The 22,424-nt window shown below is 64.5% G+C and carries 19 protein-coding genes and 2 pseudogenes; 12 read left to right on the plus strand and 9 right to left on the minus strand.

The window, feature by feature from the left end; all coding sequences use genetic code 11:
- Positions 1-94: 94 nt before the first annotated feature.
- The 3 genes from GFY24_RS18390 to GFY24_RS18400 are packed head-to-tail and all read left to right on the plus strand — an operon-like array spanning position 95 to position 4,593.
- On the plus strand, positions 95-1,909 hold the full coding sequence (locus GFY24_RS18390) for a hypothetical protein (RefSeq protein ID WP_153806316.1): 1,815 nt from the start codon (positions 95-97) through the stop codon (positions 1,907-1,909).
- A gap of 45 nt (positions 1,910-1,954) precedes the next feature.
- A complete protein-coding gene (locus GFY24_RS18395) occupies positions 1,955-3,034 on the plus strand; it encodes a glycosyltransferase (protein ID WP_153806317.1) in 1,080 nt (359 codons plus the stop codon).
- Positions 3,035-3,045: 11 nt separating this feature from the next.
- On the plus strand, positions 3,046-4,593 hold the full coding sequence (locus GFY24_RS18400) for a DUF707 domain-containing protein (RefSeq protein WP_153806318.1): 1,548 nt from the start codon (positions 3,046-3,048) through the stop codon (positions 4,591-4,593).
- Between the two features lie 850 nt (positions 4,594-5,443).
- On the opposite strand, the gene GFY24_RS18405 is transcribed toward GFY24_RS18400, so the two are convergent.
- Both GFY24_RS18405 and GFY24_RS18410 read right to left on the minus strand, forming a co-directional pair.
- A complete protein-coding gene (locus GFY24_RS18405; RefSeq protein WP_153806319.1) occupies positions 5,444-6,643 on the minus strand; it encodes a lipid-transfer protein in 1,200 nt (399 codons plus the stop codon).
- Positions 6,636-7,082, minus strand: a complete 447-nt coding sequence (locus GFY24_RS18410; protein ID WP_309231008.1) for an OB-fold domain-containing protein — start codon at positions 7,080-7,082, stop codon at positions 6,636-6,638. Before GFY24_RS18410 ends, GFY24_RS18405 begins: the two co-directional genes overlap by 8 nt.
- 77 nt (positions 7,083-7,159) lie before the next feature.
- On the opposite strand from GFY24_RS18410, the gene GFY24_RS18415 reads away from it, so the two are divergent.
- Positions 7,160-7,960, plus strand: coding sequence for a GTP-binding protein (locus tag GFY24_RS18415; RefSeq protein ID WP_309231009.1), 801 nt, complete (start codon positions 7,160-7,162; stop codon positions 7,958-7,960).
- Positions 7,961-7,981: 21 nt separating this feature from the next.
- Here GFY24_RS18415 and GFY24_RS18420 read toward each other — a convergent pair whose 3' ends face one another.
- The gene (locus GFY24_RS18420) at positions 7,982-8,599 is read right to left on the minus strand and encodes a TetR/AcrR family transcriptional regulator (RefSeq protein WP_153806322.1); all 618 of its coding nucleotides are present in this window, start codon (positions 8,597-8,599) and stop codon (positions 7,982-7,984) included.
- 315 nt (positions 8,600-8,914) lie between these two features.
- Between GFY24_RS18420 and GFY24_RS18425 the strand changes: the two genes are divergently transcribed.
- Complete coding sequence (locus GFY24_RS18425) at positions 8,915-9,646, plus strand: hypothetical protein (RefSeq protein WP_153806323.1); 732 nt, start codon at positions 8,915-8,917, stop codon at positions 9,644-9,646.
- An 18-nt stretch (positions 9,647-9,664) separates the two neighbouring features.
- Positions 9,665-10,399, plus strand: coding sequence for a hypothetical protein (locus tag GFY24_RS18430; RefSeq protein WP_153806324.1), 735 nt, complete (start codon positions 9,665-9,667; stop codon positions 10,397-10,399).
- A 57-nt stretch (positions 10,400-10,456) separates the two neighbouring features.
- On the opposite strand, the pseudogene GFY24_RS18435 reads toward GFY24_RS18430, so the two are convergent.
- The 4 genes and pseudogenes from GFY24_RS18435 to GFY24_RS18450 form a co-directional block, all read right to left on the minus strand.
- A pseudogene (locus GFY24_RS18435) lies at positions 10,457-12,062 on the minus strand (FAD-dependent monooxygenase).
- Positions 12,059-13,393 (minus strand): serine hydrolase domain-containing protein, encoded by a 1,335-nt coding sequence (locus tag GFY24_RS18440; protein WP_309231010.1) that lies wholly within the window; start codon positions 13,391-13,393, stop codon positions 12,059-12,061. Before GFY24_RS18440 ends, GFY24_RS18435 begins: the two are co-directional and overlap by 4 nt.
- 178 nt (positions 13,394-13,571) lie before the next feature.
- Positions 13,572-14,537 (minus strand): LLM class F420-dependent oxidoreductase, encoded by a 966-nt coding sequence (locus tag GFY24_RS18445; protein WP_153806326.1) that lies wholly within the window; start codon positions 14,535-14,537, stop codon positions 13,572-13,574.
- Positions 14,538-14,653: 116 nt separating this feature from the next.
- Entirely contained in the window at positions 14,654-15,181 is a 528-nt protein-coding gene (locus GFY24_RS18450; RefSeq protein WP_153806327.1) for an SRPBCC domain-containing protein, read from the minus strand.
- A 60-nt stretch (positions 15,182-15,241) separates the two neighbouring features.
- Here GFY24_RS18450 and GFY24_RS18455 point away from each other — a divergent pair, with 60 nt between their 5' ends.
- Complete coding sequence (locus GFY24_RS18455; protein WP_153806328.1) at positions 15,242-15,718, plus strand: helix-turn-helix domain-containing protein; 477 nt, start codon at positions 15,242-15,244, stop codon at positions 15,716-15,718.
- Positions 15,719-15,778: 60 nt separating this feature from the next.
- Here the strand turns inward: GFY24_RS18455 and GFY24_RS18460 are convergent, their stop codons facing one another.
- Entirely contained in the window at positions 15,779-16,609 is an 831-nt protein-coding gene (locus GFY24_RS18460; RefSeq protein WP_153806329.1) for a TIGR03619 family F420-dependent LLM class oxidoreductase, read from the minus strand.
- A 29-nt stretch (positions 16,610-16,638) separates the two neighbouring features.
- Between GFY24_RS18460 and GFY24_RS18465 the strand changes: the two genes are divergently transcribed.
- From GFY24_RS18465 to GFY24_RS18485, 5 genes and pseudogenes are all read left to right on the plus strand, one after another.
- Positions 16,639-16,845 carry a hypothetical protein gene (locus tag GFY24_RS18465; protein ID WP_153806330.1) on the plus strand — a complete coding sequence of 69 codons (207 nt, stop codon included), beginning with the start codon at positions 16,639-16,641 and terminating at the stop codon, positions 16,843-16,845.
- Positions 16,846-16,926: 81 nt separating this feature from the next.
- A complete protein-coding gene (locus GFY24_RS18470) occupies positions 16,927-17,526 on the plus strand; it encodes a dihydrofolate reductase family protein (RefSeq protein ID WP_153806331.1) in 600 nt (199 codons plus the stop codon).
- Entirely contained in the window at positions 17,523-17,864 is a 342-nt protein-coding gene (locus tag GFY24_RS18475) for a YciI family protein (protein ID WP_153806332.1), read from the plus strand. The genes GFY24_RS18470 and GFY24_RS18475 overlap by 4 nt, the downstream gene beginning before the upstream one ends.
- 1 nt (position 17,865) lies before the next feature.
- Positions 17,866-19,098, plus strand: coding sequence for an RNA polymerase sigma factor (locus tag GFY24_RS18480; protein WP_153806333.1), 1,233 nt, complete (start codon positions 17,866-17,868; stop codon positions 19,096-19,098).
- Positions 19,099-19,380: 282 nt separating this feature from the next.
- Positions 19,381-20,112: pseudogene (locus GFY24_RS18485) on the plus strand (hypothetical protein); the annotation flags it as partial.
- Positions 20,113-20,866: 754 nt separating this feature from the next.
- On the opposite strand, the gene GFY24_RS18490 reads toward GFY24_RS18485, so the two are convergent.
- A complete protein-coding gene (locus tag GFY24_RS18490; RefSeq protein ID WP_153806334.1) occupies positions 20,867-22,399 on the minus strand; it encodes a carotenoid oxygenase family protein in 1,533 nt (510 codons plus the stop codon).
- Between the last annotated feature and the right edge of the window lie 25 nt (positions 22,400-22,424).

Here is a 22,424-nt window from a genome sequence, read left to right on the forward strand (position 1 = left end):
GCGTGCTTAGGTATCAGGCAGCGAGCGGAAGAGCGGTGGGTGAACGATGGAGTCGGGAGCGACCGGTAACGACCGAACCGGCTGGCCTGGTCTGTTGAACAGCGCCCGGGACGGGAAACTGAAACTCCTCAATGTCGACAGCGATTCGCTGCGCGCGCTCAACAAACAGTGTGAGGACCTGGTGGCAGTCGTCCTGGGTCTCATCAAGGTGATCGAAGACCTGAAATGGGCGCGATTCATCGACCTGGCGAACGACGGGTTCTGGCGGTACAACAACCACAACCAGACCACGGTCCTGGCCAGTATGCGGATGCTGCTTCAGAAGATTCATGATAATTCGACGATCGACCTCGTCGACGTCCTGAAGAATCATCAGGCGATCATCACCGATATGGCCAATACGTTCATCAACGCGGATAAACAGTACAGCGCCGCCGACGGCCAGAGTGCCGTCACCTTCACCACGCCGGGTGCGAACGAATTCGGCGGTGCGACCGGTGCGATGGCGCAATCGCACCGGATCTCCGGCGGCGAGTGGATGAACGGCACATTCAGCGGCGGGGGCGGGTCGGGAGCCGGCTTCGACCCGCGTGCCAAGGACGCGATCGGGCCGACCATCGAAAGTGGCAGCTATTTCGTATTGAAGGATTTCGCGAATATCGCCGACATGTTCGAGCGGGCCGACGGTTTCATCTGGGATTTGGCCGGGACCTGGCATCAGATCGGGTCGATCTGGGGCGAGGCGGTAGAGTCGTTCCGAACGAATAACCGGGCCGTCTTCAAGAATCAGAATTGGCAGGGTGCGGGCGCCGAGAACGCGGTCAAATATCTCGACAACTACATTGCCGCGGGAAAAGACCTGCAGAAGGCAATCCTGGCGGTGTCGACGGTGCTGGCCGATACCGGCGACTTCGGTCTCTATTGCTACAGCCATCTGCCGCGGTACAGCCAGATGACATTCAATGACGACGATTCCATCAAGAAGGTCAACGGCTGGGCTGCGGACAAGGACCTGGCCGCCGTCCGAACCTGGTGGGACGGTCACGAAGGCGGCGGCGCGAAAGGCTATGTCGACGGGCTCGCGATCCTGGCCGGGATGGTTCCCGCATTCACCGACCCGAGCACCAGCGGCCCGAGCGGAGGCGGTAGCAGCGGAGGCAGTGGTGGTGGCAGCGGCGGAAACGGCGGCGGAGGCAGCGGCGACGGAACCGGAGGAGGCAGCGGCGATGGCGGCGGCAGCAGCGGCAGCGGCAGCGGTGGCGGCGAGGGCAGCAGTAGCGGTGGTGGCGGCGGTCCGACCAAACCCTCCGCGAGCATGCCGCACGGCAATCCGTTCTCGTCCTCGCCTACCGGCCCGGTCGATCCGCTGGCCTTCCATTCGGCTCCGACCGGCCCAGCCGATGCGCTGAGTGGCACGTCCGGACCGCTGTCGACATTGGCGAATATGTTGCAGCAGTTGAGTTCCGGAATGCCGACCGGCCCGCTGAGCGTCTCCGGTCCGTGGGATACCACCGGCCCCTGGCTGGCCAGCGGTCCGTGGGGCGCGTCCGGCCCGTTCGGATTCAATATGGACCCGGCCGGCGTCGGCGGCGGCGCGGGTGGTGGCGGCGCCGGCCCCTCCGGGTTACCGAATCCCTTGGACGACAAGCTGTTTCCCCGTGCGGGTGCACCCGGCGCCGGTATGCCGCCGCAGACCGATCCGGCCGGTGGCCGCGCGGGCCCGGCCGTCACCTCCGGTATGCCCATGGGCGGCATGATGGGCGGTATGCCGATGGGCGGCGGTATGGGTGGCGCCCAGGCCGGCCAGCAGAAGGAGCGCAAACGCGCCGCCTACCTGGACGGCAAGGAGCATCTGGACGAAGCCGTCGGCGAGGATCCGCTGTCGGTCCGGCCCATCATCGACCGCTGAGCCAGCGCCGCATCCCGACCCTTCGAGCCGAATGTGAACCCTCCCATGCGTTTTCACGTCGTCAACCTGCCCAACACGCAGACCACCAAGCACTATCAGCCGTGCGCGTACACCCAGAAGAACCGGCGCTTCGCGGACATGATGATGGGTTTGGGTCACGAGGTCTTCCTGTACGGGGGCGAGGAGAACGACGCGGCCTGCACCGAATTCGTCACCATCGCCACGAAGGCGGAGCAGGCCGAATGGTTCGGCGGCAACGACCTTTACAAGGAACTCAACAATCTCACCTGGAACCCCTACGACCCGCACTGGCTGACGACCAATGAGCGTGCGGTCACCGAGATCGCCAAGCGCAAACAGGACCGCGATTTCATCGGCGTGCTGGGCGGCAGCTGTCAGAAGTCGATCGCGGACACGTTTCCGGAGTTGATGACGGTCGAGTTCGGCATCGGCTACAGCGGGGTGTTCTCCAACTATCGGGTCTTCGAGAGTTATGCGTGGATGCACGCGGTCTACGGTTCGCGCACCACGGTGCCCGGGGTGATGAGCGCGCGCGGCCGGTTCTTCGACGCCGTGATCCCGAATTACTATGAGGTGGAGGACTTTCCGTTCTCCGCCGAGAAGGACGACTACTTCCTCTTCATCGGCCGCCTGGTCGAGGCGAAGGGTATCCAGATCGCCATCGACACGTGTACGCGGCTCGGTGTGAAGCTGGTGGTCGCGGGTGCCGGACAGGTCCCGGATTCCGATGTGGTCGAGTACGTGGGCGTGGTGGATCATGTCCGCCGGGGTGAGCTGATGTCCCGTGCCCGTGGGGTTTTCGTGCCGTCGCTGTATCTGGAGCCGTTCGGTGGTGTGCATGCCGAGGCGATGCTCTGCGGCACGCCGGTGATCACCACCGACTGGGGTGTCTTCACCGAAACCGTCCAGCAGGGGGTGCAGGGCTTCCGCTGCCGTAATCTGCGCGAATTCTGCGATGCCGCGGACTCGGTCGACAAGCTCGACTATCAGGCGATCCGCGATTACGCGATCGGCAAGTTCTCCACCGATGTAGTCGGCCCCCAGTACGAGGCGTATTTCGAACGCCTCCAAACCCTTTGGGGCGAGGGTTGGTACGCGGCGTAAGGCGGCCGGCCATGCCGACAGAACCGGTGCGCCGGAATCTGGTGGTGCTGCGCGCGGGCGACTCGTCCCTGCACGAGCAGTGGCTTGCCGGACCGCAGCCGCGGAACTGGGATTTCGTGGTCAGCTATTTCGGCGACGATCCGATGCGCTATCGCACCGGCGATGTGACCCGCCTGGACCGCAAAGGCCCGAAATGGCCTGCGCTGCAACATGTTCTCACGGTGGACCTGGCCGAGGTGATCGACCGCTACGACTATGTCTGGCTCCCCGACGACGACCTGGCCACCGACACCGCCGCCATCAACGAGCTGTTCGACCGCACCGCCCGCTACCGGCTGTCCCTCGCCCAGCCCGCCCTCACCGAGGACAGCTTCTTCACCCACGAGATCACGTTGGTGGATCGCCGTTTCGAGCTGCGCTACACCAATTTCGTGGAAATCATGGCCCCCTGCTTCAGCCGCGACTTCCTCACCCGCTGCCTGCCCACCTTCGGCAAATCGCAAACCGGTTGGGGTCTGGACTTCCATTGGCCGCGTTTCGCCCCGCACACCGGGGCCCTGGCCATTATCGACGCGGTCACGGTCCGGCACACCAGACCGGTGGGCGGCCCCAACCTGACAGCGGCCCGAGCCGCCGGCGTGGACCCCGTCCTCGAGTACCGCGACTACCTGCTCGAGCATGAAATCTACGACCTCACCACCGCGGTCCACCGGGGCGTCGGCGCGACCACCCGATCCCCCGCGGCCGAGCCGACCGCCATCTGCGTAACCATCGACGAGCTCCGCCCCGACACCGCCTCCTGGTTCGAATACCATTGCGCCCGAGCCGATCTCATTATCGCCTTCGCCGCCGACCCCGCCGTCCGGGCCGCGATCGAAGACCTCACCGCCGACCACCCCGTACTCCTGTGTGACAGCACCCCGACCGCCGAGCAGCCGGTCGACTCCACCGAGCAGGAGATCGCCAATATCGCGGTCGCCGTCACCGCCGCGCGCGCCGCCGACATGGCATGGTTACTCCCCCTGAGCCCCGATGAACTCTTCTACGACGACGGCCGCCGCCGCTGGCAAATCCCCGGAGCCGGCCAGGTAACCTTCATCGCCCACGAAGCGGTCCCGTCGGCACACCCGGTGACCAACCCGTTCTCGGCCTGCACCGTATTCCGCACCAGCGGCCGCTCCCCCTTCCTGGACACCCCCGCCGTCCGCAGCGCCGTCCGCCTGACCGGCACCGTCGCCCCCCTGGACCGCCACACCTTCACCGGCTTCACCGGCGCGAGCGGCGCGGTAACCGCCCCGGTGGTCCTGCACTACCCCTACGCCAGCTTCGAATCCTGGCTGACCCGCGCCGACCGGGTAGCCCGCACCGCAGGCCCCACCGCCCGCCAATTCGCCCAGCACTCCCGAGGACTCCTCCAGGTAGCCGTAGCGCACAGCACCCTCGAAGGCGCCCGCCCCTGCTTCCAAGCCGCCATCCCCACCCCCGCCATCATCGACCACCTGATCAGCACAGGCGAACTCTTCCGAGCCGACCCCCTCCGCTCCCTCCCCCCGCCATGAAATAGTCGGCACCGCACGCCCAGCCCTTGCCGCTAACCCTGGGCACTCCGAATCATATTGCCGCCCAGCATGATCGGAGATCGTGCAGCAACCAGCTCTCGAACGAGTCCGATGGCCGTGAAGCCAACTCTGTTGGCCAACAGCACATCTCAGACTGCTCAGATGCTGCACAATGGAACCGATGGTTCGCTTGGGGACCTGAGAGTGTGGTGGCGTCATGGCCAAGTCCGACGAAGGCCCAGCACGTCGTATTTCGACCCGCAGCCTGCCGCGGCTCCGGACGGATCTGCTCGTTCAAGCCGAATGCGGCCAGGTTGAATCAGCAGCGTCCTTGGCGAACACGCATGACGTTGGAATCGTGTACTCGGCAAGTAGTGGCCGGCGCTAGCGAAGACAGCGCCACGTAGATTGCGCAGCAGCCATCCAACTCACACATAAACGTGCACCGCGCGCGGACATCCTGCTCGACGCGAACCTTTACACCGGCAGTAGGCGCAAGCCGGCCGGCGAGCCACTCACCCAAGACTGGATCACCTTTCAGCGGCGACACCAATTGCCCTGGGCAATGACCGATTCCGGGTACTGCGCCGCCACCGACAGAGCAGGGCTCACCTCAGGAGCGCTGAACCCCCTTCGGCGACACCGAGAGTCATACGCGCACAGTCTTCGACTCGACACCCATACGGACCCTCCGACACCTCGAACCATCTCGCATCTTGCCTTCGATATCGGAAACATGCCCTACCCGTTTCGCATGCACGCAAGTATCACTGCCGAGATCGGGGCCGATACCCGAAAACCCAGGCACGGCCTGGGTTTTCGGAGGGGTGAAGCTCGATGGTCCGCCGATTCAGCGGGTGACGATGGTTGCCGAACCGTGGCCGAAGAGGCCCTGATTCACGGCGATACCGGCGCGGGCGTTCTCGACCTGGCGGCCGTCGGCCTGGCCGCGCAGCTGCCAGGTGAGTTCGCAGATCTGGGCGATGGCCTGGGCGGGGATGGCCTCACCGAAGCAGGCCAGACCGCCACTGGGGTTGACCGGTACGCGGCCACCCAATGTTGTTGCGCCACTGCGCAACAGCTCTTCGGCACCGCCGACTTCGCAGAGTCCGATGTCCTCGTACCAGTCCAATTCCAGTGCGGTGGACAGGTCGTAGACCTCCGCGAAGGACAGGTCCTCGGGGCCGATTCCGGCCTCTTCGTACGCGGCATGCGCGATGGCGGAGCGGAAGGTACGCGGCTGCGGCTCGACGGCCACCGAGGAGTCCGTCGAGAAATCGGGCAGATCGACCACGGTCTTCGGGAAGGTCGGGGTCACCGTCGACAGCGCGCTGATCCGGACCGGGTCGGCGATACCGTGTTTGCGCGCGTACTCCATCGACGTCAGTACCAGCGCGGCACCGCCGTCACTGGTCGCGCAGATATCGAGCAGCCGCAGCGGATCCGAGACGATGGCCGAGGCGGCGATCTCCTCGGCCGAAACCTCTTTGCGGTAGCGGGCATTCGGGTTGTTCAGCCCGTGCCGCGCGTTCTTCACCTTCACCGCGGCGAAATCGTCGAGGGTGGCACCGTGCAAGGCCATCCGGCGGCGCGCATACAGCGCGAAGTAGATGGGATTGGTGGCACCGAGCAGATGGAAGCGCAGCCAATCCGGATCATCGCGGCGCTCACCACCGACGGGCTGGAAGAAGCCCTTCGGGGTGGTATCCGCGCCGACCACCAGCGCTACATCGGTCAGCCCCGCCAAGATCTGGGCGCGAGCATTGGCGATGGCCTGCGCACCGGACGCACACGCGGCGTAACTGCTGGAGATCCGCGCACCCGACCAGCCCAGCGCCTGCGCGAAAGTCGCGCCCGCGACGAACCCGGGGTAGCCGTTGCGAATGGTGTCCGCGCCCGCGATGTATCCGACATCGCGATGGTCCACACCCGCGTCGGCGAGCGCGGCCCGCGCCGCGACCAGCCCGTATTCGACGAAATTGCGTCCCCACTTACCCCACGGGTGCATGCCCGCGCCGAGGACGGCGATATCGCGATTCGTATCAGTCATTGACCGGCCTCCACATCCACACCGTGTGCTCCGCTTCGTCGTCCTCGTACAGCACACCGGAGGTCAATTCGACCGGCATGCCGACGGCCAGGTCATCGACGGTGAGGCCGCGCACGACCTGTCCGAGAATCACCATCTGCTCGACCTCGAGCTCGACCGCCGCGACGACATACGGCACGAACGGATCCGGCGAGACGTACGGCGCGGGCGGCTTGTACCGGGCATCGGCGTACGACCAGATCCGGCCACGCGTGGAAAACAGGTATTCGACCAGCTCGGAGCCGTCGTGCGTACCCGTGCACTGCGGATTACGACAGGCGAGGGTGTTCTTGGGGAAATACGGTGTGCCGCAATCATTACAGCGACTTCCCTGAAGACGCACCACACCGTCATCCGCAGTGAACCAGTCGGCCACGGCGGGGCGTTGTTCTTTCTGCACAACCCCGACGGTATAGGAACACGTTCTACTTTGGAGCCGAAATCCGTCACAGCGCCACCCGCCCGGAGGTACCGTGGGTGCGGACCGAGGAGTACCGCAACGCAATGGGCACCAAAGCTATTGACCCGCAGTCGATCCGCAATGTCACCATTATCGGCGAGCCCGACGAGACGAAACGCGTGGTCCACCGCCTGCACCGCAGCTGCGGCCCGGAATCCGTCATCCGCTGGTCCGCGAGCCGGGTCGAGCACACCATCCGCGTCGCCGAACTATCCAGCCACGCGCCCGTTCTCGACCTCGAACGCGCGATCCGAGTCGCCGATGGCGTCATCGCGGTCGTACACGCCGCCACCCCGCGCGCCCCGCAACTCGAAACGATCCTGCGCATTGCCGACGACCATCAGGTCGCCCGCCTCTGCCTGATCGACGGACTCGATCACCCCGGCGCCGACTTCGACCGCTGCGTCCGCACCATCGCCGGCATCCGCGGCGCGGTACCCCTCACCCTGCAAATTCCCATCGGCAGCGGCGCCGGCTTCGAAGGCGTAATCGACCTGCTGCCCATGTGGGCCCTGGAATCCCTGGCCGTCGAAATCTACGGCCCCCATTGGAAACTCGCCGAACAGCGCTACCAGATGCTCGTGAAAACGGTAATGGAGCAGGACACCCCCGACTCCAATGCCTTCCAAGCCCTACGCGATATCCCACTCGAACAACTGCACCAGCGCATTCGCTCACTGACTCGCATCGGCGATATAGTGCCGATCCTCTGCCGCACACCACCCAGCGGCGGCGACATCTCGGTGCTCGACGCCATCGTCCGATATCTGCCATCCCCGATGGATGTCTGCCAGCCGGAACACGCCCTCGACTATTAGCGCGGTAGTCATGGTGAATCGCTATGGGCTGCTGCTCAGCAGATCTCGGCGCAGGATGTCGGTCAGGCCGCGAATGGCCGAGACCATATCGAACGAATCGTCGATGAGCCACTGCTCCTCCAGACCGGAGATCGTGGCGATAATGACCGAGGCCAATGCGGCGGGATCGACGTCGGCCCGCGCTTCGCCGGCGCTGACCGCTTGTTCGATCAGGCCGGACAGGTCTGTACGCATTCTGTGCAGGCGTTCCTGCGCCCACACCCGGGCGGCTTCGGGCGCATTGTCGGTATTGAAGATGCCGACGTGTACGAGCTTGATCAGTTCCCGGTTCTGCTGATTCCGAGCGACGATCGCCTCGATGATATCGAATGCCCGCACCAGTGCCGGGCCTTCGTACTCCCGATCGGCATCGACCGATTCCAGTGTCTGGCGGTCCATTTCGGCGAGCACACCGGTCAGCAGCACTTCCTTGTCGGGGAAATGATGCAGCAGACCGGACTGTGAAATCCCGGCCGCGCGGGCGACCGCGATCAAAGAGGTTCCGGGATAGCCGTTCGCGGCGAACAGGGTGATCGCCGCCCCGATAATGCGGGCGCGGCTGGCGGGCCCGGTCACTTCGGCGTCGCGGGTCCGCGCCATTGTGTTCGATCTCCTGATCGTCGGTTCAGTCGTCTCCCGCAGCCTAGTTGGCGAGTGGATGGAGTGTGAAATCCCTTCCCCACCTGCATGAACTCGAAACTTCTAATAAGTTTCACAGTTTAGCGAGCACACCGAGCGAGTACGCGGTACGTTCGTGACGTCGAGCACACTCCGAGCCACCGGAGCCCCCCTACTCGCCTCGTTCGAGCAGGGTCCGGCTCTATTTCGTCACGCCCGAAAACGTCACGAGTCCGGCTGTGCGCGACTCGCCGCTGCTAGCCATGCCAGCGGCTGATCGCAATGATTAGGAACCACATGAACATTCGTCGGACCACTCTGACCGCGGCCATCGCCGCGACGGGCGCCATCATCAGCGCCACCACGGCGGGAGCGACCCCCGAACCGGCCGCGCCGCAGGTCGGATACCACGCCACCCTGAGCGAGGGCACGGTCATCACCACCCTCGACAACGGCACTTTCGATGCCTCGGCAGATCCCGCGTCGATCGCCATCCGCAATACCGCGGGCCAGGTGCTGGACTCGCTACCGCTGAGCTTCACCATCGACGGCCAGCGTGTGCCGGTCGACCAGCAAATCTCCGCGGACGGCCACGAACTGCGCCTGACTCCGCAGGTCCAGGCCGTCGACCGGACCGCGCTGCAACCGGTCGCCTCGCCGCTGGAAGACCAGCTGGCCATGAACGACCTCATCAACGCGATCAGCATCGGCACCTCCGTCGGCAGCCTGATCGGAACCGCCATCGGCGGCGCCCTCGGCGTGGGCGTCGGACTCGCCATCACCGGAGCCGCCTGCATCGCGATCAGCATCGGCTGTGTCGTGGCGGTACTGCCGATCGTCGCCCTGGTCGGCGGTGTCGGCGGCCTGGTCGGAATGGTCGTCGGCGGCGGGCCCACCACCGCATACGCGCTGTATCAGTATGTGACAACGCTGAATTCGGCCGCGGGAACGAGCAAGTACGCACCGAATCTTCAGGGCAGGCCCGGGATTCCGGCGGCCGACGCCGCCTCCGCCGCCGCGCCGAACTAGACCGGAGTACTTGCCGAAATGAACGGTCCCAGAACAGCTTTCGCCGCCGCACTGTGCGCAACCGCCGTCACGGTGGCCGCGGCGTCAGCGAGCGCCGAACCACACGAAGAGGTGAGCTACCGTGCCGCCGTCGTCTCCGATTCGGTGGTCACCACCCTCGAGCACGCCACCTTCGCACTCGACGCCGACGGTGCGTCGGTGGCAATCAACGCGACCGACGGACAGCGACTCCTCGACGTACCCCTCGCCTTCCTGCTCGACGGACAGCGCCGAACCATCGCGCAACACATCTCCGCCGACGGTCGCACGCTGATCCTCACCCCCGACACCGGCATTCGCGCGGTGGCCTCCCCGATGGAGGATCAGCTCGCCGCCACTGACCTCGCCTCCAAAATGACCATCGGACCGCTGCTGGGCGGCCTCGGCGGGGCAATCCTGGGCGCGCTGGTCGGCGCCGTGATCGGGCTCGGATCCTGTCTGGTGGTCGGCCCGGCCTGCCTGGCTACGGCACCGGCGGCAATCGGCGCGTTCGCCGCCGGCGGTAGCCTGCTCGGCACGCTCGTCGGCGGTGGCAGTGCCCTCGTCGACGGATTGTGGAAATACATCACCACCGTTCAGGCGGCGCCCGGCGAAAGCGCGTACGCCCATGAGAACGGCGTGGATCCGAACAACGGCACCGGCGCTCCCGACGCCACCCTGCGCCTGCCGCACAGCACCCTGAATTCGGGGTCCGCCAGCAGCGCATCGGGCTAGCAGCCGGACGTAATTCGAAACAGGGCCCACCTTCGTGAAGGTGGGCCCTGGACGGCGTCAGCCGAACGTCGATCTCAGGTATTCGACGACATCGGGTTCGCGCGGTGCGTGCTGGGCGAATCCGAGATAACCGTCGGGGCGGATGACGAATATCGAGCCCTGCCGTGCGTGATAGGCGCGGGCGAAATCGCCCGCGGTATCGCGGATGATCGGCGAAATCGTCTCGGCGACATCGGCTTTCGGATCGGCTATGAGATACACATCGAGATGATCGTATGCGGCGGCGAACGCTGCGGCGGCGAGTTGCTCCCAGTCGCGCTGGTCGGCGGCGGTGGTGGATTCGCCCGCGTAGAACAGGAGCGTGTGGTCGATCCGGCCGAGCAATGAGAACAACCGCAGGTCGAAGGTGACGGCGTCACGAGTGAGGCCACGGGCATCGGGTGCACGGGTGCCCGGCCTCGGCTGGTCGCTTGTCCCCGCGACGATCGGGCTTGCGTCGTAATCGATCAGCAACTGGGCTTCGCGGCGGATCACATAATTCGGGTCCGTCGAATCCGCGCCGATGCCCTCGCGGGCACTGCGCACGGTCCGGCCGACCACCTCTTCGCCAACGGGTCTGCGCTCGGCGTCGTAACTGGCCAGGAGGCCGGTGGCCGCCACACCTTCGACGGCGAGCGCGAGCTTCCAGGCGAGATTGTGCGCGTCCTGGATCCCGGTATTCATGCCCCGGCGCACCGGTCGGCGGATGAATGTGCGCGGCATCGCCGGCGACGAAAACCGCACCGCGACTGTAGGAATCGACAATCCGGTGACTGACCCGGAAGATCGACGACCACCGCAGATTCGAGGCGTGCGCGGGCTCGGGTGCGAGCCGGTCCAGCACGGCCTGCAGATGCGAGAGTTCCGGTCGCCGCCCGGATTCGAAACCGTGCTCGATACTGTCGCCGGTCGCCGCCGGAGCGCTCGTGAGGTCGGCGGGCACCAGCATCGAGACGCGGTAGCGGTGCCTGCCCGGCAGCGGGATGCATACGAGCAAATCGTCTGTGACACCGTCGATTTGATGCGTCGAACGGACGCCGTACCCGGGCGGCAGCGACCAATCCACCTCGACATCGCCGAGCATGTACTGCTCGGCGAACGCCGCACCCTCGAAGGTCAGCCCGAGCCCCTTGCGGACAATGCTGTGCGCGCCATCGCAGCCGACGAGATAGCGAGCCCGGACCGTCTCCTCACCCTCCGCACTTGCCAATACCGCGCGGACGCCGTCGCCATCCTGTTCGAACCGGTCCAATCGGGTACCGCGTTCGATCGTGGTCCCCAATGCGGTCAACCGGTCTCGCAGAATCCGCTCGGTCTCGTACTGCGGTAAACCGACGAATTCGAATGGCACATCCGACGGCAGGGACAGGTCGAGCCGCCCGGCCGCAGCACCATTGACGTAGAGAATTTGGCCGCGCAGCTGGATCGCCGCGTCCAGCACCTGACACAGCACACCCATTCCCTCGAACACTTCGAGCGTACGAGGTTGAATGCCAACGGCTTTCGCGTATTGCGGGGGTTCGAGCAGCGGATCCACAATCCGGCAGGCCACTCCGCGGCGGCGCAACTCGATCGCGGTGGTGAGACCGGTCGGCCCTGCGCCCGCGACGATTACGTCGGTCATCTGCCCGTGGTGGCCGGAGCACTGCTGGGTGAGGCCTTCACACCGGGGTTCGCGGGGTCACCTGGCACCGCGAAGGCACCGTAGAACGTCGGTAACATACCTTTGACCAGCACCAGCGCTGAACCCTCACCCGCGGGCACGGTCGCGAGATTCGTGGCGACCACAATCGTGAGATCCGAGTCGGGGTCATGGCCCATGAAGGTCATGAACCCCGGTATCTGCCCGTCATGTCCGAAGAGATGCTGACCGAATCGGACAATGCCGAGACCATATCCGGCGACCTCGGGCTTGGCCGGATCGATCGCCTGAATACTGTCCATCCGGACCAGCTGCGTCTTCGCGTCCAGCAACCCGCCCCCGACGACCGCCTTCACATAGGTGACCATATCGTCGACCGTCGAAATCGCCCCACCCGCGGTCCAAGTCCACGACGGACTCTCATCGGTCGCGTCCGTGGGTTCCAAAGTGCCCGCCAGAGCCGCGGCCTGCTCCGCCGGCGGCAGCGCGAACGTATCGATGGTGGACACATTGGTACCAAACGCATACCCCCGTGGATGCGGATCGGGTATCGAAGCATCCGACGCGGCAGGCAGCGAAGTGTGTTTCAGCGCAAGCGGTTCGAAGATCCGCTTCTGAAAATTCTCCGCCGCCGACAGCTTCGTAATCTTCTCGATCACCAGCCCGAGCAGAACGAAGTTGGTATTGCAGTAATCGAACCGCTCCCCCGGCGGAAACTGCGCCGGATGCGCGAACGCGATCGCCAGCAACTCCTCCGGCGTCCACACCCTGTTCGGATCATTGTCCAACGACGCGTTGAATTCCCGATCAGCCGTGTAACTGTATAGCCCACTGCGCATTTCAGCGAGCTGAGCAATCGAGATATTCTCTCCATTAGGCACATCCGGCAAGTACTTGGCAACCGGATCCTCCAGCGCCAACTTCCCCTCCTGCACCAACTGCAGAATAACGGTAGCCGTCATGGTCTTGGTATTACTGGCGATCCGAAAGTAGTCATCCACCACCATAGGTTCGGTCGTCCCCAGAGCCCTGGTCCCGAACGTCTCAGTCCAATCCCCCCGCATCGGCGACTTCACCACCACCACCGCCCCAGGAATCACATTGTCCTTCATGAGCTGCGTAATCACCGGCCGGAGCGCAGCCGCATAAGCAGGCTCCCCCCGCACCCCACCCGACGAGCTCGTCCCCCCAATCCCGGAGTCCGATGAACCACTACACCCTGCAACGACCAACCCCAAGGTCGTAACCAACACCGCGATACCCGTCCGATATCCCATAACTCTCCGTTCAGCGAGTGCTGGAAACGTGGTCATGCAGAGCAGGCCAACTTTAACCCCGGGCGGCAAACCTTCGATCAGGAATCGACCAGCAAACTTATGTACCGCGGCAGGAATGGCCGTTACGCCCGTACCGACTTATCCAGGGTTCGACGGTCCGGTCTATTCCGGAAACTGCGGAGCCACGGGTCGGCGGAGTACCACGTCGCTCCTGTTACTTCATTGTGGCGGTGGATGATTCGGTGAGGAACTGGTCGGCGAACCAGGCGACCTGTTCGAGGCTGGTGGCGTCGGCGAAGTAGATGACCAGTTCTTCGACACCGGCGGCCTCGAATGCGGCGATGCGAGCGGCGATGGTTTCAGGTGAGCCGATCAGGCCGTGGGTGCGGAAGTCGAAGGGGATCGCGGCATCGAGGGCGGGCGGGATGAGGGCTAATGCCTGCTGGTCGGTGTCGGCGATTATGGCGGGGGTTTGGAGGGTCCGGGTGATGGTGTCGGGGTCGCGGCCGAGGTCGGCGCAGTGTTGGGCGAGTACGGCGAATTTGTGGCGGGCGTCTTCGGGAGAGGCGATTATGTTGCAAGCGTCGGCGTATTTGGCGACGAGGCGGAGGGTTACCTTCTCGCCACCGCCGGCGATGAGCAGTGGAATATGTGGGCGCTGAACACCTTTCGGTTCATTGATCGCGCCGGTGATCCGGTAGTGGTCACCGTTGAAGGTGGTTTCCTCCTGCGTCCACATGCTCAGAATGATCTGCGCCGCCTCATCGAGCATGCGCAAACGGTCGGCGGCGGTGCCGAACTCGAACCCGTATTGGGTGAAGTCGGGCTCCCACCACCCGGCCCCGATTCCGAAGGTGAGACGGCCACGTGAGATCACATCGACGGTCGAGGCCATCTTCGCGGCGAGCGCGGGCTGGCGAAAACCGTTGGCGGCCACCAGATGTCCGAGCCGAATCCGGGAGGTCTCCCCCGCCAGACCGCACAGCACAGACCACGACTCGAACAGCGTGTCGCGGGAGGGCGGGATCGTCACCAGATGATCGGGAACCAGCAGCGACTCATATCCGACCCGGTCGGCGAGTGCAGCGATCTCCACCATCCGCTCATATGCCTCGCTCGGATCGGGAATGCCCGCGAACTCGCGAGCGGCACCGGTCGACAGAAAAATACTGAATTTCATGGTGTGTGAGGTCCTCAATATGTGACCGATCGATGCCGATCGGGTGGCGGCGACTTGCTCGAAACACTCAGGGCCGCAACCGAATCCTTGCCTCGGCGGCGGCCCGCCGATATTGCTCAGGAAGCCTGGGGCGCGCGATCGGCGCGCAGCGCGGTGGCGGTGTTCTGATGGGCCGGGGCATCCCCGTCGAGCTTCGGATTGGGCTGTCCCACACCGGTATTGATCAGATTCCGCAGGCTGCCGCCGAGGTAGCCACCCCACGCGTTGGAGCACACCTCGTAGCACTCGTACTCCCGAACCAGACCCACGTGGGTGAAGCGGACTTCGGCGCCGCCGTTCTTCTCGAAGATATCGAAGACGATCTCGGTCCCCGTCCATTCGGCCTGGTCTTCGATGAAGTTGAAGTAGTTGTCCAGGACCAGCCACGCGACTTTGCGGCCGGGCACCAGTTCGGTGACACGGATCGTGCAGCGGTGCACATCCTGGTACCGGTGCACGAACTCACCGCCGACCTGGTCGGTGACACCTTCGGCGTCTTCGGACCACCAACCGCTGACATCGACGATCGCGTCGTACGCCTCACGGGGACTCCGGTCGACCGAAAAGGAGGTGGTGAAATTGCGATCCGTATCTACTTGCATCATGCAAGCGATCTTAAACAGACGAGCTTTCATGATGCAAGCGATCGCGCTAGGCTTGTCGGCATGCTTGGGAAGACCTACGACGCACAGGTGTGCTCGATCGCGCGCGCCCTGGAACTGATCGGCGAACGCTGGAGCCTGCTGATCGTGCGCGACGCGCTGTTCGCGGGGTCGACCCGCTACACCGACTTCCAGCGCAGCCTGGGCATCGCGACCAATATCCTCAAATCCCGCCTGGACGGCTTCGTAGAAGCCGGAATCATGGTGCGCCACAAGCAATCCGAGCAACCCGACGTATACCAGTACCTACTGACCGACAAGGGCCGGGCACTCGCACCCGCACTGGTCGCACTCACCGAATGGGGCGACCAGTGGGTGACCGCAACCGAACCACCCATCCTCTACACCCACTCGGTGTGCGGCGGCGGCATCACCCAGCACGTGGTGTGCGAACACTGCGGTCAAGTACACAACCCCACCGAAATCCAAGCCACCATCGGACCGGGTATGCCCCCCGACTACATCCGGCAGCGTCGCTGACACACGAGCTACAACCCCGGGCCCCGCACCTCTACCGCTGGTTTGATATGGGATCCGCCGTCATGACTCGTCCCTTTCGATGATGCGCAGTGCGGCCAGTTGGTCGCAGTAGTGCGCGGCGGAGGTGGCGGCGACGCGGCAACTCGCGATGGTGGCACCGGCAACGGCCAAGCGGCGCAACGCTTTCGCGGTGGCGCGTGGGTCACCCAGCGGGTCGAGGGCGTGACCGGTGGACAGCACGACATCGAAGCCCTCGGGCAGGTCGACACGTTCGAGCAGGTTCGTGAGTTGTTCGATGGTCAGGCCGAACGGCATCCAGCCGTCGCCCAATTCGACGGCACGACGCAGCGACCGCATGGTCCGGCCGCCGACCCAGAGCGGAACGCCGGTACCGGTCGCGGTCGGCGACACCACCATGCCCGAAACCTCGGATTGTCCCCAGGCGGAACGTAATTCGCGCATGCGCGCGTCGGTGACCGCGCCGCGGTCGGCCCAACGTGCGTCCAGCAGCTCGAACTCCTCGCGCAGCGAACCGACGCCGACACCGAGCACCACGCGCCCGCCGCTGAGCCGGTCGAGGGTGCCGTACCGCTTCGCGATCTCCAGCGGATGGTGGTACGGCAGCACCAGCACCGCGGTGACCAACCGGATGTCGCGGGTGCGGGCAGCCAGAAAAGCCAAGGTGGCCAATGGATCCCAGTAGGTGCCACCGCGTGTGCCCACCACTTCGGCGGGAACGGCCACATGCTCGGAGCAGGTAAGGTGGTCGAAACCCAGCTCGTCCGCACAGCCCGCCACCCGACTCAACTCGTCGGGTCCGGCGGTGCTTTCCCACGCGGAGGTGAGACCGGGAACCGCGGTGACAATCGGGGTCGACAAACCGATGCGCATGCCAGGATTTAAACAACCCGCCCTTCGCCATGGACCAGCGCATCCTCGACATCGCCGGCCTGCAGCGCGACACCGCCGAGGACCGCCGCCTGGCCCGACTGGTCGAACAGGCGGTCTACGGCATCCTCACCTGGGCCACCGCCGCCGAGATCACCCCCGAACAAGCCGTCGACGACGTCCACCGCGCCTGCACGCCGCTGCTGGCACCCTGGCAGCGGCGCGCTCGCAATCCCTGACCTTCGATGTCGAAAACGACGATGGCCATTCGTATAGGGGGTGAGCCCGGCGCTGTGCCGGGATCCACGGAAGGAGCGAACATGGGCAGCATTGTCGCGGTAGTCAGCCTCACCCTGGACGGAGTCATGCAGGCGCCGGGGCGGGCCGATGAGGACACTCGGGGCGGATTCGAGTACGGCGGGTGGGCGATCCCGTACGCCGACCCGACGCAGGGCCGGATCATCGGCGAGCACATGGCCTCGCACGACCGGGCATTGCTGTTGGGCCGCCGGACCTACCAAGACTTTTTCTCGTATTGGCCGCAGCAACAAGACAATCCGTTCACCGAGGTACTGGACAAGACCGAGAAATTCGTGGCGTCCCGCACGCTCGCCGAACCGTTGCCATGGCAGCAGTCGACACTGCTTTCCGGTGACGCCGTGACAACCGTGCGGGAACTACGGCGCGCGCGGCCGGATCTGGACCTGGTCGTATTGGGCAGCGGTGCGCTGCTGCGCTCGCTGATGCGCGCGGGCATGATCGATGAGTACCTGCTGCAAATCCATCCACTGACCCTGGGGACGGGACAACGACTGTTCGACGGCGTCGAACTCGGCGAGCTACGGCCGGCCGACAGCGTCACGACGACAACCGGTGTCATCATCGCCACGTATCGGCGCATGACGGAGGAGCCGCGATGAAACAGTATCTACTCAGCATCTATCAGCCCGACGACACCGATCCACCGGACAATCTGGCCGAGATCATGCACGATCTGGAGACGCTCAACGACGAAATGCGGGCCGCCGGAGCATGGGTGTTCGCGGCCGGGCTGCACGCGCCGAGCAGCGCCACCGTGCTGCGAGCCGACGGCTCCGATGTCTTGGTCACCGACGGTCCGTATGCCGAGGGCAAGGAACACATCGGTGGATTCACCGTCATCCGGGCGGACGATCTCGACCAAGCATTGGAATGGGGCCGGCGACTGGCCCGCGTCGTCACGCTGCCGATCGAGGTGCGACCACTACAGGACGGCTGAAATGGGTTCCGCCACAGTCGATATCGCGACCATCGAGACCGTATTCACCGAACACTACGGTCGCGCCGTCGCCAGCCTGATCCGCGCCTTCGGTGATGTGGATATCGCCGAAGACGCGGTACAGGACGCATTCACCACCGCGATCCGGCGCTGGCCCGTCGAAGGACTACCGCCGAGCCCACCCGGCTGGATCATCACCACCGCCCGAAATCGAGCCGTGGACCGGCTGCGACGCGATGCCGCGGGGCGCGACAAATACGCACAGGCCGCACTCCTGCACGAACGCGACGAACCGGTCGAAGCGGACGCGGTCTACGACGACCGACTGCGCCTGATCTTCACCTGCTGCCACCCCGCGCTGGCTCGCCCGACCCAGGTGGCACTCACGCTGCGATTGCTGGGCGGACTGTCCACGACAGAGCTGGCGCACACCTTCCTCGTCCCGGAATCGACTATGGCGCAACGCATCACGCGCGCCAAGAACAAAATCCGCGATGCCCGGATCCCATACCGCGTGCCGTCCGCCGCCGAGCTACCCGCCCGATTGAATTCCGCACTCGCCGTGCTGTACCTGATCTTCACCGAAGGTCACACGGCGGCATCCGGGGAAAACCTGGTCCGCGCCGACCTGTGCACCGAAGGTATTCGCCTGGCCCGCGTACTCGCCGAGATCCTGCCCGACGAGCCGGAGGTATGGGGCCTGCTGGCACTGATGCTGCTCACCGAATCTCGCCGCACCACACGCACGACCTCCGACGGATCATTGATTCCACTACCGAAACAGGACCGCACCCTCTGGAATCGGACACTGATCGAGGAGGGCCAAGCCCTGGTCCGAAAATGTCTGCACCGCAACCAGCCCGGCCCATACCAACTGCAAGCCGCGATCAACGCGGTCCACGCCGACGCCACCAATCCCGCCGAAACCGACTGGCAGCAGATCCTGCACCTGTACGACCAACTCGAGACCCTGTCCCCCAGCCCGATCATCTCGCTCAACCGCGCCGTAGCCCTGGCCGAAGTACACGGCCCGCAATCCGCGCTCGACGCGGTAGACGCCCTGAACCTCCAGCAGTACTACCTCTTCCACGCCATCCGCGCAGACCTGCTCCGCCGACTCGGCAAGAGCGCGGAAGCCGCGCAAGCCTACGACGCCGCCATCACCCGCACCCACAATCAAGCCGAACGCAATTTCCTACTCGCCCAGCGCGACGCGGTCGCGAGCCCTACCTGAATTTAGAGACTGGACCTGCGGATTGGACATCACCGGCGAGGCAGGTGTCCTCCTGACAATCACCGCCGATCGGGGCAAACTACCGGCACACATGACCTAGCATTGACGGTGTTCAGCTCGCCATCGCCGTGAATGCAACCAAAACCCCTTCCTGTAATCAGACTCGGGTTCCGGAGGGCAGGGACTGGGCAGGGGGAGCCGTGTCCGAATAACTGAAGAATCGGGTGAATTCGCTTGTGCCACTCGCCTATTCGGCCGGTGGTCTCCCACAAGGAGAATGAAATGGTAGACGCGCTCTTCGCGGACGTTTCCGAGCATCAGCGCGCCGTCGATGATTCCTACCCATACAGGTTGTTTTCCCTTCGGTCGAACGATGGGACTCATCGAGACGAGCGCTTCTTCGACAACTACAGCTGGGCGGCAAATGCGGCAGACACCGGGCGGATCTCCTGTTTCACGGTGTACTACTACTGGCGGCCGAACTGGCTGGAATCCGTTGATACCCACAAAGATATGGTCACGCAGGCCGGCGGCCCGCACCCGAGGATGATTTCGATGCTCGACGTAGAATCGGGTGGAAACCCCGGTGGAGATCAGTCGGACGGCATCAACCGCTCATACTGGAACCTCGCCGACTGGCTCGGCAGCGTGAAGCGAGTCATCGGCTACGCCAACTCCGGCGACTTCTTCAGCATGTGGCCCGACCGCCCAGAGGGATTGCGAGTCATCGGAGCAGGTTACGGCAGCAACCCGAACCTACCCGGCCAAATCGCCCACCAATACACCGACGGCCGCGGCTTCGGCGGCGGATTACCCGAGGGCGCACCACCTTTCGGCCACTGCGACATGAATTCGGCAGACGGCCTTTCGCCGGATGATTTCGCAGCCGCATGCGGCCTCGGCGGAGACGTTCTGGACCCAATCGCGGAAATATGGATCCAGTTCATGGGAATCGGCGGAAACGGCTGGCCCCAACTGGGAAATCGAACGATAGTCGATGGCCTCGCCGCCATCGGCCGACAACTACAAATCCCCGGTTTCGCGCCCCCAGAGGGGCCGACCCAAGTCCCCCTCCCACCCGATATCGACGGCAGAATCCACGACATATGGGGCCAACTCCGTGGCACCACCGGCGCCGGTTGGCCCCAACTCGGCGGCCGGTCAATAGTCGACGGATTAGCCGCGGTCGGCAAGGAATTAAAGGTCGCCGGATTCTGACAGATTGGACCGCCCCGGCTTTGGTTGAGACCGATTACCGACTACTCATGTCTCATGCTGCTGCGGGCTGCTGACTCCGGGCTTCCCGGAGGGCCTGCTCGAACTCCCGCGGTGGACGACAGTCACACGCAGTCCTCGCACAGCTCACCAAACACGGCACACCACGGCGCTACCAACCCATGACCGAGACCGACATCGGCCTAGCCGAACAGCTCTACCTCAACGGGCAGTCCCTGACCGCCTGCGCCAAACAGTAGGCACAGCCGATTCGACGCATCGACACGCCAAATCTCGAGGGTCAGTGTGTGTGGGTCAGACCCGACCCGACCCGACTCGCCGAGTGCTTGGTTGGGCGGCATCCATAACAGCAAGTCGGTGGATGCCGTCGGCACAGGCTGCCAATCCGGCTGCGCCGGAATGCATTCAGTCAGCTGGGCCGATGTTTGACCCACGCCGCAGCACCCGACCCGTCGTCGCCAGGCTGATCGGGAGTGCCAGGTAAACGGTGGATCCGCACTCGTGTGCGCGCCACGGCGGATCTTCTGGTCGGTCAGGAATCCGAACCACCGCTCGACCTGGTTGATTCAGGATGATCCGGTCGGGGTGAAGTGCCCTGCGCGAGCTGGTCACCACGTACCCAGCAGGCATGGAAACCGGACGGGACCCGCTGCGGTAACAGCACTCGCGCCAACGGGCCCGATTCGAGATCGGCGGCGTCGAAAATATTGATCTCACCGCGGTATTCGGCCTCGTCATTGACGAAACACACCAGGTAGCCATCAGTTTCGCCGGTCGATCCGTCCCGAGGAGCGAAGGGGGCTTCGGCTCCCCACCTACCAGGGCCGAACTTGTGCTCCTGCTTGGCTCCGGTGGTCGAGTCGAAACGCACCAGACCGTCGAAGAGCAGGGTGGGTTCGTTGCCCAGGCTCATGCTGTAGGAATAGCGGTGTGGCTGCCCCATGACGCGGGAGTCGACGCTGGGAAATTCGATATTCGCGTCATCCAGAGGCTGCTCGCTGGTGGTTCCTGTGCGCAGGTTGAACCGGTAGCGGTAGAGCTGCGCGTCCAACCGCATATAGGCCAGCATGCTGGCGAGAGGATGATCGAAAGTTGTCTGGTGCTGGGGATTCTTGACGCGGCAGACATCCATCACGATCTCTTCGCCTTCCTCCCAGGAATTGACGACGTGATAGATGTAGCAAGGCTTGGCCTCGAACCATCGAACCTGGTCTCCCGTCCCGTGGCGGGGGATGACCGCGAACCGTGACACGAGTTCGCGGTCGTAGTAGATCCGGTACTTCCCGGCCAGGCGAGCCTCTTGGTCCTGGACCAGCGGAAGGTCCATGAGAACCGAATAGTTCGCGGTGATCGCCATGTCATGTGGCAGGCGGGGCGCCGGCAGATCGATCCGAGTCAGATGTGTCTGCGTGCCGTCGGCGCCGATGATGCCGTAGCGCAGAAAATTCTGGTCCGGCCCGTAGTCGAACCAGAGAAGTTCGCCCGTCGCCTCGTCGACCTTCGGATGGGCCATCATGTCCCCGGCGAAGGTTCCGAGAAAGTCTTGTGCGCCAAGGGTTTCCAGAGACAACGGATCAACACCGTAAGGGGTGCCACACAGGTACCAAGTCGCGAGGACCTGGCCGCGGTGGTAGATGACGTCGGTATTGGCGGCGTCTTTGATACCCAGTCCGTGACCGTTGCCCCCGGGGTTGTCCTTCGGGTTTTCCATCAGGCCGGTCCACAGGGCTCGGCCCGCTGCCGACTCCTGCTCGAAAGCCTGGGTACGGACATATCGGTTGCGGTACCGGACCTTGCCGTTCTCGAAATGGGCAGCGTGGATCATGCCATCGCCGTCGAACAGGTGAAAACGACCGGGTGCGGAGAACTGGCGGTTGGGCCCGTTACGAAGATAGACGCCGTTGAGATCCTTCGGGATCTCGCCGATCACAGGTAGGTCGTCGAGGGTCAACTCGTCTCGCACCGGTGCGAAGACGCCGAGTAGGTAGGGGTTCTCCTGGCTCGCGTCGACCGGTCGAGCAATGGCAATCGGAGCCGCGCCCGCGATGGAATGTGACGTGGTCATGTTCTTCTCTTCCTTTTGTCGCGAC

Origin of the sequence: Nocardia sp. SYP-A9097, assembly GCF_009649815.1 — a bacterium.
GTDB lineage: Bacteria > Actinomycetota > Actinomycetes > Mycobacteriales > Mycobacteriaceae > Nocardia.

What these genes read in the sequence shown, in the direction of transcription:
- GFY24_RS18395 (WP_153806317.1), top strand. Translation starts at nt 1,955, where the DNA reads ATGCGTTTTCACGTCGTCAACCTGCCCAACACGCAGACCACCAAGCAC.
- GFY24_RS18400 (WP_153806318.1), top strand. Translation starts at nt 3,046, where the DNA reads ATGCCGACAGAACCGGTGCGCCGGAATCTGGTGGTGCTGCGCGCGGGC.
- GFY24_RS18405 (WP_153806319.1), bottom strand. Translation starts at nt 6,643, where the DNA reads ATGACTGATACGAATCGCGATATCGCCGTCCTCGGCGCGGGCATGCAC.
- GFY24_RS18420 (WP_153806322.1), bottom strand. Translation starts at nt 8,599, where the DNA reads ATGGCGCGGACCCGCGACGCCGAAGTGACCGGGCCCGCCAGCCGCGCC.
- GFY24_RS18425 (WP_153806323.1), top strand. Translation starts at nt 8,915, where the DNA reads ATGAACATTCGTCGGACCACTCTGACCGCGGCCATCGCCGCGACGGGC.
- GFY24_RS18430 (WP_153806324.1), top strand. Translation starts at nt 9,665, where the DNA reads ATGAACGGTCCCAGAACAGCTTTCGCCGCCGCACTGTGCGCAACCGCC.
- GFY24_RS18440 (WP_309231010.1), bottom strand. Translation starts at nt 13,393, where the DNA reads ATGACCACGTTTCCAGCACTCGCTGAACGGAGAGTTATGGGATATCGG.
- GFY24_RS18445 (WP_153806326.1), bottom strand. Translation starts at nt 14,537, where the DNA reads ATGAAATTCAGTATTTTTCTGTCGACCGGTGCCGCTCGCGAGTTCGCG.
- GFY24_RS18450 (WP_153806327.1), bottom strand. Translation starts at nt 15,181, where the DNA reads ATGATGCAAGTAGATACGGATCGCAATTTCACCACCTCCTTTTCGGTC.
- GFY24_RS18455 (WP_153806328.1), top strand. Translation starts at nt 15,242, where the DNA reads ATGCTTGGGAAGACCTACGACGCACAGGTGTGCTCGATCGCGCGCGCC.
- GFY24_RS18460 (WP_153806329.1), bottom strand. Translation starts at nt 16,609, where the DNA reads ATGCGCATCGGTTTGTCGACCCCGATTGTCACCGCGGTTCCCGGTCTC.
- GFY24_RS18465 (WP_153806330.1), top strand. Translation starts at nt 16,639, where the DNA reads ATGGACCAGCGCATCCTCGACATCGCCGGCCTGCAGCGCGACACCGCC.
- GFY24_RS18470 (WP_153806331.1), top strand. Translation starts at nt 16,927, where the DNA reads ATGGGCAGCATTGTCGCGGTAGTCAGCCTCACCCTGGACGGAGTCATG.
- GFY24_RS18475 (WP_153806332.1), top strand. Translation starts at nt 17,523, where the DNA reads ATGAAACAGTATCTACTCAGCATCTATCAGCCCGACGACACCGATCCA.
- GFY24_RS18480 (WP_153806333.1), top strand. Translation starts at nt 17,866, where the DNA reads ATGGGTTCCGCCACAGTCGATATCGCGACCATCGAGACCGTATTCACC.
- GFY24_RS18490 (WP_153806334.1), bottom strand. Translation starts at nt 22,399, where the DNA reads ATGACCACGTCACATTCCATCGCGGGCGCGGCTCCGATTGCCATTGCT.